The 12630-nt window shown below is 71.5% G+C and carries 10 protein-coding genes; 3 read left to right on the top strand and 7 right to left on the bottom strand.

What is annotated here, in order from left to right; translation table 11 throughout:
* Window positions 1-19: 19 nt before the first annotated feature.
* From AC4OXY_RS41980 to AC4OXY_RS41950, 7 genes are read right to left on the bottom strand one after another with little or no spacing between them, the layout of a single operon-like run.
* Window positions 20-1045 carry a LacI family DNA-binding transcriptional regulator gene (locus AC4OXY_RS41980; RefSeq protein ID WP_491992345.1) on the bottom strand — a complete coding sequence of 342 codons (1026 nt, stop codon included), beginning with the start codon at window positions 1043-1045 and terminating at the stop codon, window positions 20-22.
* A 57-nt stretch (window positions 1046-1102) separates the two neighbouring features.
* The gene (locus AC4OXY_RS41975; RefSeq protein ID WP_491992344.1) at window positions 1103-2464 is read right to left on the bottom strand and encodes a BNR repeat-containing protein; all 1362 of its coding nucleotides are present in this window, start codon (window positions 2462-2464) and stop codon (window positions 1103-1105) included.
* Window positions 2461-2781: an L-rhamnose mutarotase gene (locus AC4OXY_RS41970; protein WP_491992343.1), complete on the bottom strand. Its 321-nt coding sequence runs from the start codon at window positions 2779-2781 to the stop codon at window positions 2461-2463. Before AC4OXY_RS41970 ends, AC4OXY_RS41975 begins: the two co-directional genes overlap by 4 nt.
* Window positions 2782-2798: 17 nt before the next feature.
* Window positions 2799-3875 (bottom strand): rhamnose ABC transporter substrate-binding protein, encoded by a 1077-nt coding sequence (rhaS, locus tag AC4OXY_RS41965; protein ID WP_362819439.1) that lies wholly within the window; start codon window positions 3873-3875, stop codon window positions 2799-2801.
* A gap of 37 nt (window positions 3876-3912) precedes the next feature.
* On the bottom strand, window positions 3913-4902 hold the full coding sequence (locus AC4OXY_RS41960; protein ID WP_402063630.1) for an ABC transporter permease: 990 nt from the start codon (window positions 4900-4902) through the stop codon (window positions 3913-3915).
* Window positions 4895-5965: an ABC transporter permease gene (locus tag AC4OXY_RS41955; protein ID WP_491992342.1), complete on the bottom strand. Its 1071-nt coding sequence runs from the start codon at window positions 5963-5965 to the stop codon at window positions 4895-4897. The genes AC4OXY_RS41960 and AC4OXY_RS41955 overlap by 8 nt, the downstream gene beginning before the upstream one ends.
* Window positions 5962-7479, bottom strand: a complete 1518-nt coding sequence (locus tag AC4OXY_RS41950; protein WP_491992341.1) for a sugar ABC transporter ATP-binding protein — start codon at window positions 7477-7479, stop codon at window positions 5962-5964. The genes AC4OXY_RS41955 and AC4OXY_RS41950 overlap by 4 nt, the downstream gene beginning before the upstream one ends.
* A 275-nt stretch (window positions 7480-7754) precedes the next feature.
* Between AC4OXY_RS41950 and rhaI the strand changes: the two genes are divergently transcribed.
* The 3 genes from rhaI to AC4OXY_RS41935 all read left to right on the top strand — a co-directional run bounded on the left by rhaI (window position 7755) and on the right by AC4OXY_RS41935 (window position 12540).
* Complete coding sequence (gene rhaI, locus AC4OXY_RS41945; protein ID WP_356032913.1) at window positions 7755-8921, top strand: L-rhamnose isomerase; 1167 nt, start codon at window positions 7755-7757, stop codon at window positions 8919-8921.
* Window positions 8922-9055: 134 nt separating this feature from the next.
* Window positions 9056-11095 (top strand): bifunctional aldolase/short-chain dehydrogenase, encoded by a 2040-nt coding sequence (locus AC4OXY_RS41940; RefSeq protein ID WP_491992340.1) that lies wholly within the window; start codon window positions 9056-9058, stop codon window positions 11093-11095.
* A complete protein-coding gene (locus AC4OXY_RS41935; RefSeq protein ID WP_356032917.1) occupies window positions 11092-12540 on the top strand; it encodes a rhamnulokinase in 1449 nt (482 codons plus the stop codon). Before AC4OXY_RS41940 ends, AC4OXY_RS41935 begins: the two co-directional genes overlap by 4 nt.
* Window positions 12541-12630: the final 90 nt, after the last annotated feature.

Here is a 12630-nt window from a genome sequence, read left to right as displayed (position 1 = left end):
TTTTCTACTGAACTTCGGGTCAGCGGGCGGCCAGGCTGGAGCGGCGCACCACCAACTCCGGCTGGAGCACCACCCGGCGGTGCTCGTGCGGCCGCCGTCCCTCGCCCTGCTCGGTCTCCTCCAGCAGCAGCTCGGCGGCGAGCGCGCCCATGGTGACGGCCGGCTGCCGTACGGAGGTCAGCGGTACGGCGGCCGCCGCTGCGAACTCGATGTCGTCGTAGCCGACGATCGCCAGGTCGTCCGGGATGCGCACGCCCGCCGCGTACATGGCCTGGAGCACGCCGAGGGCGAGCAGGTCGTTGGCGCAGAAGACGGCGGTGGGGCGGTCGGCGAGGCCCAGCAGACGGGCGCCCGCGTCCCGGCCGGCGGCCACGTCGAGACGCTCGGTGGGCAGTTCCCGCAGCGCGCCCTGGCCGAGCCCGGCCTCGGCGAGCGCGCTCAGCGCGCCGGTACGGCGGTCGCGGACCTGGTTGAGGCCGGGCGGTCCGCTGACGTAGGCGATCGAGCGGTGCCCGGCGTCCACCAGGTGACGCACCGCGAGGGCGCCGCCCGCGACGTCGTCCATGGAGACCGAGCACTCCGTGGTGCCCTCGGCGACCCGGTCGACCAGCACGAACGGGATGCCGTGGCGGCGGAAGGCCTCGATGTTGCGGCCGGTGGCGTCGGCCGGGGTCAGCAGCACGCCCCGCACCCGCTGTTCGGCGAACAGGGACAGGTACTCGGCCTCTTCGGCGGCGTTCTGCGCGCTGTTGCAGACCATCACGCCGAGCCCCGCCTCCCGGGCCGCCCGCTCGGCACCGCGTGCCACGTCCACGAAGAAGGGGTTGCCCATGTCGAGCACGAGCAGGCCCATGATCCGGCTGCGGCCCGCGCGCAGCTGGCGCGCGGACTCGCTGCGGACGTAGCCGAGCCGGTCGATCGCGGACAGCACCCGGGCCCGGGTCTCGCTCGCGACGGTGTCCGGGCGGTTGATGACGTTCGACACCGTGCCCACCGAGACTCCGGCGGCGCGGGCGACGTCCTTGATACCCACCGACTGGGTCATCGGGCGAGGACCTCCAGGGACGAAAGGGACGGACGGCGGGCGGCCTTCACATTACCGTCATGCGGGCAGGGCGAAATCGGCCACGTACAGGGGCGAGGGCACCTGACCGGTGGACCTCTCCTGGTACAGGAAGGACAGGACGCCCTCCGCCACGGCCCGCGTCTCGTCGATCACCACCTCGCCGAAGGCGTTCAGCTCGCCGCCGTCGTACAGCGCCGTCCAGTCGGTGTACCCGGAGGCCTTCGAGGCGGCGGCGATGCGGCCGTGGGGAAGGACCGCGTAGGCGTTGTCGTACCGGTCGAGGACGAGCTTGGTGCGCTGGCTGGAGTTCAGGGGGACGGGGATCTCGGTCTTCCGCCACGTCCCGTCCGGCCTCTTGCGGAGGTGGAAGGCGCGTCCGTGGGCGATGCGGTCGGCGACGTAGTCCGTGGTGCACGGCCCGAGGCGGCCCGGTACGTGGCTGATGATCGCGTGCGGCAGCCCGGCGGAGTCGGTGGCCTGGCTCTCCTGGTTCATCAGGCAGTGGTCGGGGCCGAGCGGGTCCACGACGAGACCGGGATCGGTGACGGCGACCGGATCCGGGCCGCCGGTGGTGGCGACGACCGCCCCCGCGTCGTTGCGCCAGGTCCGGCCCCGGTCGGTGGAGTGGACGTAGCCGGTGTCGTGATTGGTCAGTCCGCCGCCGCCGCACATCACGGCGCCGTCCTGCTCGCGCCAGGTGAACAGGGCGTGCAGTCGGCCGTGGACGTCGTAGTCGATGCCGTGCAGATACATGTTCCGCGCGGTGCTGGAGCCGTGCGCGCTCGTGTACGTGCCCGTCGACGCGGTCCACTCCCCCAGCACCGTCCAGCCCGAACGGCCGTACTCGGCAAGGGCGTTGCTGCCGTCGCCGGAGATGCCGACGCGGTAGCTGAGCTGGAGGTCGCCCTCGGGCGTCGTGAGGAACTGCGGGTAGGTGAACCGGGTGGTGAGGGCGAGCCCGTCGAGGGTGGTCCGTACGGCGCCGAAGACGGACGGGTCCCAGGGCGTGTCGGCGGGGCGGTCGAGCAGCCCGGCGACGGACTTCACGTACCGGAAGCCGCTGCTGTGCGCGTCCATGACCAGGTGCAGCCGGCCGTCACGCCGCGAGACGCCCATCGAGATCACGTTGTGCGAGTCGTCGCTCCCCAGCCGGTGGTCCAGCGGCACCGCCGCCCAGTCCGCCCGGCCCGCGGTGCGGCGGGCGACGGTCGCGCGGCGGTCTTCCGCGTACCAGGCCGCGTACTGCCGGCCCCGGTAGGTGAACAGGCCGTTCTTCTGGAAGGAGTTGTTGTTGACGAGCCCGTCGTACGAGACGAAGTACAGGGCCCGGTGATCGAGGAGGGTGCGGCCGAGGGGGGTGACCCGGGGTGCCGCGAGCCCGCTTCCGGCGGCGGTCATGACAGGTGGAACACCTCCGTGAGCGGTCTCACGGCCTCGTCGGGCCGGGCACCGTCCGGCGACTCGAAGAACGGCGCCATCTCCGCCTGCCAGCGGGCGTTGACGCCGGTGGCCGCCATGCCGGCCCGGGCGGCGGCGAAGTCCTCGGTCTCCAGATAGCCGACGAGCAGGCCGTCCTCACGCAGGAAGAGCGAGTAGTTGTGCCAGCCGGTCGCCCTCAGGGCGTCGAGCATCTCCGGCCAGACGGCGGCATGCCGCTCCCGGTACTCGTCGAGGCGGTCCGCCCTGACCTTCAGCAGGAAACACACGCGCTGCATCAACGCCCCTCGCTTCACTAGAAGTTGAACCGGTCGACGTTCTTCGCGTCGAACACGGTCGGCTTGCCGAGGGTGATGACGCCGTCCTTGCCGAGGGTGTACGTCGTGGCGCCGGCCTTGAAGGTCTCCCCCTCCTTGCCGGTGATCTGCCCCGAGGCCAGCGCGACCGCGGCCCGCGCGGCCAGGTCGCCGAGCGCCGCCGGGTCCCACAGCTCGAAGGCGTCGACGGTGCCGTTCTTGACGTACGTGCGCATGTCGTTCGGCGTGCCGAGACCGGTGAGCTTGACCTTGCCCCTGTACTTCGAGCCGGACAGGTACTGGGCGGCGGCCTTGATGCCGACGGTGGTCGGGGAGATGATCCCCTTCAGGTCCGGGTGCTCCTGGAGCAGTCCCTGGGTCTGCTGGAAGGACTGCTGGGCGTCGTCGTTGCCGTAAGCGATCTTGACGAGCCTGACGTCCTTGTACTTGGGGTCCTTCAGCTCGTCCTTCATGTAGCCGATCCAGGCGTTCTGGTTCGTCGCGGTCTGCGCCGCCGACAGGATCGCGATCTCGCCCTTGTACCCGATCTGCCGCGCGAGCAGCTGCACCTCGGTACGACCCAGGTCCTCGGCGGACGCCTGCGAGACGAAGGCGTCGCGGCAGCCGGGGTCCGTGTCGGAGTCGTAGGTGACGACCTTGATGCCGTTGCCCATGGCCTGCTTCAGCGCGGTGCACAGCGCCCCGGGGTCCTGTGCGGACACGGCGATCCCGTTCACCTGCTGCTGGGTGAGCGTGTTGACGTAACTCACCTGCCCCGCGGTGTCGGTGGCGCTGGAGGGGCCCACCTCCTTGTAGGTCGAGCCGAGTTCGGCGAGTGCCTTCTCGCCGCCCTTGTCGGCGGTGGTGAAGTACGGGTTGTTCACCTGCTTGGGCAGGAAGCCGACGGTGAGCCCCTTCTTGAGGGCCGCATGGGGATCGGCCTTGCCCGTGGGGGCGACGGAGTCGTTGTTCCTGACGTCGTTCTTGGTGGTGCCGCCGCAGGCGGTGAGGGCGAGGGCGAGGGAGGTTCCGGCGGCGAGGGCGGCGCAGGTACGGCGGAGGGACGGCTTGCGCATGGCGGAGGGTCCTTTGTGAGGGAGGGCTGGGGACGGGCTACGGGGCCGGAGCCGAGGCGGCTCTGCGGCTCACCCGCGCGACGGCGATCTGGCGCGCGACCCGGGGGCCGAGCACGGAGACGACCAGCAGCACACCGGTGACGACGATCTGGGACTGCGCGGAGACGTTCAGCAGGCTCATCACGTTCTGCAGCGCACCGAGCAGAAACACCCCGGCGATCGCACCGCCCAGCGTCCCGCGGCCCCCGTCGAAGTCGATCCCGCCGAGCAACACGGCTGCCACGACGGAGAGTTCGAGCCCGGTGGCGTTGTCGTAGCGCGCGCTGGCGTAGTGCAGCACCCAGAAGACACCGGTGAGCGCCGACATGAAGCCGGTGGCGACGAAGAGCAGCAGCTTGGTCCGCTTCACCCGGATCCCGGCGAAGCGCGCCGCTTCCTCGCTCGCGCCGACCGCGAACAGCGAGCGCCCGAACGGCGTGGCGTGCAGCACGAGCACGGCGATGGCGAGCAGGGCGAGGAAGGGCAGGAACGCCTGCGGCAGGAACGTGCCGCCGAGCCGGCCGGACCCGAAGTCCAGGTACTGGGACGGGAAGTCGGTGACCGCGTCGGAGCCGAGCACGATCTGGGCGAGGCCCCGGTAGGCGGCGAGGGTGCCGATGGTGACGGCGAGCGAGGGCAGGCCGAGCCGGGTCACGAGCAGGCCGTTGACCAGTCCGCACACCACGCCCAGCAGCAGGCACAGCGGGATGATCGTCTCGATCGCCATGCCCTCGTTCCAGAGCTTGCCCAGCACCGCCCCGGACAGCCCGGCCGTGGACGCCACCGACAGGTCGATCTCGCCGCAGACCACGAGCAGGGTCATCGGCAGGGCGATCAATGCGATCGGAAGCGTGTTACCGATCAGGAAGGACAGGTTCAGCGCGTTGCCGAAACCGTCCACGAAACCGAACGACAGAAGCAACAGAACGATCAGGAGCGCGCCGACGACGGTGTCCCAGCGGACGGCGCGGGTCAGTGACTCAGGCACCGGCGTTCTCCTTCGGCAGGGCGGTCCCCGGCCGGACCGACTTCTTCTTCAGGGCGGCGGCCACCCTCAGCGCGACGATCCGGTCGACGGCGATGGCGAGGAGCAGCAGGACCCCGTTGATCGCGAGCACCCACACAGAGCTGACGCCGAGCGCGGGCAGCACACTGTTCACGGAGGTGAGCAGCAGGGCGCCGAGCGCGGCGCCGTAGACGCTGCCCGAGCCGCCGGTGAAGACGACGCCGCCGACCACCACCGCGCTGACGACGGTGAGTTCGTAGCCGTTGCCGGTGCCCGAGTCGACGTTGCCGAAGCGGGCCAGGTACATCGCCCCGGCAAGTCCGGCGAGCGCTCCGCAGGCGGTGTAGGCGGTGAGGATCCGCCGGCGCACCGGGATGCCGGCCAGCCGGGCGGCCTCCGGGTTGGAGCCGAGGGCGTACAACTCCCGGCCGCCGCCGAAGTGTTTGAGGTAGTAGGCGGTGGCGACGAGGACGGCGAGCGCGATCACGGCGAGCCAGGGGATCGCTGCGACGCCGCCGGAGCCGAAGTCGACGAAGTCACCAGGGAGGTCGGCCGCGGTGATCTGGCGTGAGCCGACCCAGATGGAGTCGATGCCGCGGATGATGTAAAGGGTGCCGAGGGTGACGACGAGGGCCGGCACCTGGCCGAGGCTGACGAGCAGGCCGTTGAGGACGCCGAAGCCGACGCCGAGCAGGACGGCCAGGACGATCGCGAGGACAGGGTTCCCGCCTCCGTGGAGGTACGTGCCCGCGGCGAAGGCGCTGATGCCGAGAGTGGAGCCCACCGACAGGTCGACGTTCCTTGTGATCACCACCAGGGACTGGCCGGTGGCGACCAGCACCAGGATGGTCGCGTTGAGCAGCAGGTCCTTGATGCCCTGCTCCGACAGGAACTGGCTGTTACCGGCCTGGGTGACCGCGATCATCACCAGGAAGACGACCAGGATGGCGAGTTCGCGCATCGTGAAGACGCGGTCGGCCAACCGGGTCCCCTGCGACCGGGTTGCTTCGGCGACGGGGGTGGAGCCGGGGGTGGTCACCGTCATGCGGCGGCCCTCCCGGTGGCTGCGGCCATCACGGTCTCCTCGGTGGCTCGGGAGCGGGGGATCTCGGCGGTGATCCGGCCCTCGTGCATCACCAGCACCCGGTCGGCCATGCCGAGGATCTCGGGCAGGTCGGAGGAGATCATCAGCACCGCCACCCCCTCGGCGGCGAGTTGCGACAGCAGCCGGTGCACCTCCGCCTTCGTGCCGACGTCGATGCCCCGTGTCGGCTCGTCCACGATGAGCACCTTCGGGCCGGTCGCGAGCCACTTGGCGAGGACGACCTTCTGCTGGTTGCCTCCCGAGAGGGTGCCGACGGCATCCGCGATCCGGGCGTACTTCACCTGGAGCCTCACCGCCCAGTCCAGGGAACGGCTGCGCTCGGCGCCGCGGTCCATCAGCCCGGCGCGCACGGTCGCACGCAGCCCGGTCAGCCCGATGTTCCGCTCGATGGACATGTCCATCACCAGGCCCTGGGCGCGCCGGTCCTCGGGGACGAGGGCGAGGCCCGCGGCCATCGCCGTGGAGGGCGCGCCGCCCGTGAGCCGGCGCCCGTCGATCTGGACCTCGCCCGCGTCCCACCGGTCGACGCCGAACACGGCGCGGGCCACTTCCGTACGACCGGCGCCCACCAGCCCGGCGAGACCGACGATCTCGCCGCGCCGCACCTCGAACGACACGTCGGTGAAGACGCCCTCGCGGGTCAACCGCCGTACGCTGAGGGCCACTTGGCCGGGCTCCACCTCCTGCTTCGGATACAGCTCGGCCAGCTCGCGGCCGACCATCCGGCGGACCAGGTCGTCCTCGGTCATGCCGTCGAGCGGCTCGCAGGCGATCCGGGCGCCGTCCCGCAGCGTGGTCACCCGGTGGCAGATGCGGAAGATCTCCTCCAGGCGGTGGGAGATGAACAGGACGGCGGCGCCCTGCTCGCTCAGGGTGCGCACGACGCCGAAGAGCCGGGCGACCTCGCTGCCGGTCAGGGCGGCCGTCGGCTCGTCCATGATCAGGACCCGGGCGTCGAAGGAGAGCGCCTTGGCGATCTCGACGATCTGCTGGTCGGCGATCGACAGTCCGCGGGCGGGCCGGTCGGGGTCGAGGCCGACGCCGAGCCGCTTCATCAGGGCGGCCGTGGCCGCGCGGGTGGCCCTGTGGTCGATCCGGCGCAGGGCCCGCCGGGGCTGGCGGCCCATGAAGATGTTCTCGGCGATCGACAGGTCGGGAAAGAGCGTGGGCTCCTGGTAGATGACGGCGATCCCCGCGTCGCGGGCGTCGCCGGGGCCGTGGAAGACGACGCTCTCGCCATCGAGCAGCACCTGGCCGGTGTCCGGCCGGTGCACCCCGGCGAGGGTCTTGATCAGCGTCGACTTGCCCGCGCCGTTCTCTCCGGCGAGGGCGTGCACCTCGCCGGGCAGCAGCTCCAGGGAGACGTCCCTGAGGGCACGTACGGCGCCGAAGGACTTGGAGACGCCCCTCAGCGCCAGCACCGGCGCCGGTCCCGTGTCGGGCGGGTGGGTCATGGCAGGCTCCTCGACGACACCGGCGGAAACGGCCGCGAGGCCCGCACCCACAGCATCGTGAAAGGTTTCAACTGGATTGCCGGGACCGTAGGCACAGCAGCCATGTCACGTCAATGGGTCCGTATCGAAAAAATTTCGATAGCCCAAGGTCACGGCGGAGTCACGGAAAACCGGCTCGACCGGAGTCCTTGACACCCTTCCGAGGGGCCCCTAGCTTGCGCTTCTGAATCGTTTCACATACCTCGTTGTTCCGACCACACCACCAGGAGCCCGCAGTGACCGACCTCGCCGCGGTGAAGGCCGCGCTCAAGACCCAGGCCGTCGAGACACCGTCGTGGGCGTACGGAAACTCGGGAACCCGTTTCAAGGTGTTCGCCCAGGCCGGCGTGCCCCGCGATCCCTGGGAGAAACTCCAGGACGCGGCGAAGGTGCACGAGTTCACGGGCGTGGCCCCGACCGTGGCCCTGCACATCCCCTGGGACAAGGTCGAGGACTATGCGGCGTTGGCCAAGTACGCCGAGGAACGCGGGCTGAGGCTGGGCGCGATCAACTCCAACACCTTCCAGGACGACGACTACAGGCTGGGCAGCATCTGCCATCCGGACGCGGCGGTGCGGCGCAAGGCGCTCGATCATCTGCTGGAGTGCGTCGACATCATGGACGCGACCGGCTCCGCCGATCTCAAGCTGTGGTTCGCCGACGGCACGAACTACCCCGGCCAGGACGACGTCCGCGCCCGGCAGGACCGGCTGGCCGAGGGGCTGGCCGAGGTGTACGAGCGGCTCGGCGAGGGGCAGCGGATGCTGCTGGAGTACAAGCTCTTCGAGCCGGCGTTCTACGCGACGGACGTGCCGGACTGGGGCACGGCGTACGCGCACTGTCTGAAGCTCGGGCCGAAGGCGCAGGTCGTGGTCGACACCGGGCACCACGCGCCGGGGACCAACATCGAGTTCATCGTCGCCACGCTGCTGCGGGAGGGGAGGCTCGGCGGGTTCGACTTCAACTCGCGGTTCTACGCCGACGACGACCTCATGGTGGGGGCCGCCGACCCGTTCCAGCTGTTCCGGATCATGTACGAGGTGGTGCGCGGGGGTGGGTTCGCGGCGGAGGCCGGGATCGCGTTCATGCTCGATCAGTGTCACAACATCGAGGCGAAGATTCCGGCGATCATCCGGTCCGTGATGAACGTGCAGGAGGCCACGGCGAAGGCTCTGCTGGTCGACCGGGCGGCGTTGGCGCAGGCTCAGGCCGCCGGTGATGTGCTCGGCGCCCATGGGGTGTTGATGGATGCGTACAACACCGATGTGCGGGCGTTGTTGCGGGAGGTGCGGGGGGAGATGGGGGTGGATCCCGAGCCGATCGCGGCGTATGCCCTCTCGGGCTGGGCGGAGAGGACTGCCGCTGAGCGAGTCGGGGGGCAGCAGGCTGGCTGGGGGGCGTGAGCGTCTGCCCGGTTGAGCGCCGTTGCGGGGTGCGGGTCGTATGTGGCTGGTCGTGCCCACGCGGCGGAGCCGCACATCGATGCAGCCCCGCGCCCCTGGTTTACCCACCCCCTGCTTGAAAGGAACCGTCTCTCATGACTTCCCACCCCGAAGCCGCCGCCCTCCTCTCCCGCTCCCGTCGGCTCGGCTCCGACCCCCGTAACACCAACTACGCCGGCGGCAACGCGTCCGCGAAGGGCACCGGGACCGATCCCGTGACCGGTGGTGACGTCGAGCTGATGTGGGTCAAGGGGTCCGGAGGGGACCTCGGCACCCTCACCGAGGCCGGGCTCGCGGTGTTGCGGCTGGATCGGCTGCGGGCGCTCGCGGACGTGTATCCCGGGGTCGAGCGCGAGGACGAGATGGTCGCCGCGTTCGACTACTGCCTGCACGGCAGCGGCGGGGCGGCGCCGTCCATCGACACCGCCATGCACGCTCTGGTGGACGCCCCGCACGTCGATCATCTGCATCCGGACTCGGGAATCGCGCTCGCCTGTGCGGCCGACGGGGAGAAACTGACCGCCGAGTGCTTCGGGGACAGCGTGGTGTGGGTGCCGTGGCGGCGGCCGGGGTTCCAGCTGGGGCTGGACATCGCCGCGGTCAGGGCCGCCCACCCGCAGGCCGTCGGATGCGTCCTCGGCGGGCACGGCATCACCGCCTGGGGCGACACCTCCGGGGAGTGCGAGCGCAACTCGCTGCACATCATCCGCACCGCCGAGGAGTTCCTCGCCGAGCGGGGGAAGGCGGAGCCCTTCGGGCCGCTCGTCAAGGGATACGGCGCCCTGCCCGAGGCCGAGCGCAGGGAGCGGGCGGCGGCGCTCGCGCCGTACGTACGGGCCCTCGCCTCCCAGGACAAGCCGCAGGTCGGGCACTTCGACGACGCCGGCGTGGTGCTGGACTTCCTGGCGCGGGCCGAGCATCCCCGGCTGGCCGCGCTGGGGACGTCGTGCCCGGACCACTTCCTGCGCACCAAGGTACGGCCGCTGGTGCTCGACCTGCCGCCGGCCGCGCCCCTGGCGGAGGCCGTCGCGCGGCTGAGGGACCTGCACGCCGCCTACCGGGAGGAGTACGCCGCCTACTACGAGCGGCACGCGCTGCCCGACTCCCCCGCCATGCGCGGTGCCGACCCGGCGATCGTGCTGATCCCGGGCGTGGGGATGTTCTCCTTCGGCAAGGACAAGCAGACCGCGCGCGTGGCAGGCGAGTTCTACGTCAACGCCGTCCATGTCATGCGGGGCGCGGAGGCCGTGTCGGCGTACGCGCCGATCGAGGAGTCCGAGAAGTTCCGTATCGAGTACTGGGCGCTGGAGGAGGCCAAGCTCCGGCGGATGCCGAGGCCGAAGCCGCTGGCCACCCGGGTCGCGCTCGTCACGGGCGCCGGCAGCGGGATCGGGCGGGCCGTCGCGCGGCGGCTCGTCGCCGAGGGGGCGTGCGTCGTCGTCGCCGATCTGAACGCGGACAGCGCCGCCGCCGTCGCGCAGGAGCTGGGCGGGTCCGACCGGGCCGTCGCCGTCAGCGTCGATGTGACGGACGAGGAGCAGATCGCCGCCGCGTTCCGGGCCGCCGTGCTCGCCTTCGGCGGGGTCGACCTCGTCGTGAACAACGCCGGGATCTCCATCTCCAAGCCGCTGCTGGAGACCACCGCCGAGGACTGGGACCTCCAGCACGACATCATGGCCCGGGGCTCCTTCCTCGTGTCGCGGGAGGCGGCCAGGGTGATGATCGCGCAGCAGATGGGCGGTGACATCGTCTACATCGCGTCCAAGAACGCCGTCTTCGCCGGGCCTCACAACATCGCCTACTCGGCGACCAAGGCCGACCAGGCCCATCAAGTGCGGCTGCTGGCAGCCGAGTTGGGTGAGCACGGGATCCGGGTCAACGGGGTCAACCCGGACGGGGTGGTGCGCGGGTCCGGGATCTTCGCCGGCGGCTGGGGCGCGCAGCGGGCCGCCGTGTACGGGGTGCCGGAGGAGAAGCTGGGCGAGTTCTACGCACAGCGGACCCTCCTCAAGCGGGAGGTGCTGCCCGAGCACGTGGCCGCTGCGGTCTTCGCGCTCACCGGCGGGGACCTGACGCACACCACCGGGCTGCACATCCCGGTCGACGCGGGCGTGGCGGCCGCGTTCCTGCGATGAGCGCGGGAGTGAGGTCGTACGCCGCGGTCGATCTGGGCGCGTCCAGCGGGCGGGTGATGGTCGGCCGCGTGGGGGCCGACGCGCTGGAGCTGGGTGAGGCGCACCGGTTCCCCAACCGGCCGGTGCGCGTCCCGGAGGGGCTGCGCTGGGACGTGCTCGCGCTGTACGGCGGTGTCCTGGACGGGCTGCGGGCGGCCGGGCAGGTGGCGTCCGTCGGCATCGACGGCTGGGCCGTCGACTACGGTCTGCTGGACGCCGACGGGGCCCTGCTGGGCAACCCGGTGCACTACCGCGACGCCCGCACCGAGGGCGCCGCCGAGAAGGTGTGGGCGACGGTGCCCGCCGGGGAGTTGTACGGCGCGACCGGTATCCAGTACGCGCCGTTCAACACCCTCCTCCAGCTCACCGCCGCCCGGTCGTCACGTCAACTCGCCCATGCGGAACGGCTGTTGCTCATCCCCGATCTGCTCAGCCACTGGCTCACCGGCGAGCAGGGCACCGAGCTGACCAACGCCTCCACCACCCAGCTCATCGATCCCCGGACGCGGACGTGGGCGTACGGGATCGCCGAGCGGCTCGGCATCGACCTCGGGCTGTTCGCGCCGCTGCGGCAGCCGGGGGATCCGGCCGGAGTGCTGCGGCCCGAGGTGCTGGAGGAGACCGGGCTGGCCGGACCCGTGCCGGTGACGGCCGTCGGCTCGCACGACACCGCCTCCGCGGTGGCCGCCGTCCCGGCGACCGGGAGGAACTTCGCGTACATCTGCACCGGCACGTGGTCCCTGGCCGGGCTGGAGCTGGCCGCCCCCGTGCTCACCGAGGAGAGCCGGGCCGCGAACTTCACCAACGAACTGGGGCTGGACGGCACCGTCCGCTACCTGCGCAACATCATGGGGCTGTGGCTGCTCCAGGAGTGCCAACGCGCCTGGGACGAGCCGGACTTGGGGTTGCTGCTGCGCGAGGCCGGCACCGCGCCGGGCCTGCGCTCGGTGGTGGACGCCGGGGACGATGCGTTCCTCGCGCCGGGACGGATGCCGCAGCGGATCGCCGCGGCCTGCCGGGCATCGGGGCAGCCGGTGCCCGGGACACGGGGCGAGGTCACCCGGTGCGTCCTCGACTCGCTGGCCCTCGCCCACCGGCGGGCCGTCGCGGACGCGCGGCGCCTCGCCGACCACCCGGTGGACGTGGTGCACCTCGTCGGCGGCGGCACCCGCAACGCGCTGCTGTGCCAGCTGACGGCTGACGCCTGCGGGCTGCCCGTGGTGGCGGGGCCGACGGAGGCGGCCGCCCTCGGCAACGTGCTCGTGCAGGCCCGCGCCCACGGGCTCGCCGGTGACCTCGCCGCGCTGCGCGGGCTGCTCACCCGGACCCAGCCGCTGACCCGGTACACGCCGCGCGGCGACGACGCCCGCTGGCACGCCGCCGAGGCGCGGCTCGACCGGAAATGAACCCGCCGCACGGTCAACGCGGCGCACCATGAACGCGGCGCACGGAGTCGCCCTCTCGCCCCGGCGGTACCCGCCCACTAATCTGCACTC

This window comes from Streptomyces sp. HUAS MG56, assembly GCF_058673395.1.
Note: the sequence above shows the minus strand (reverse complement) of the source record. Positions and strands in the feature narration are given on the sequence as shown.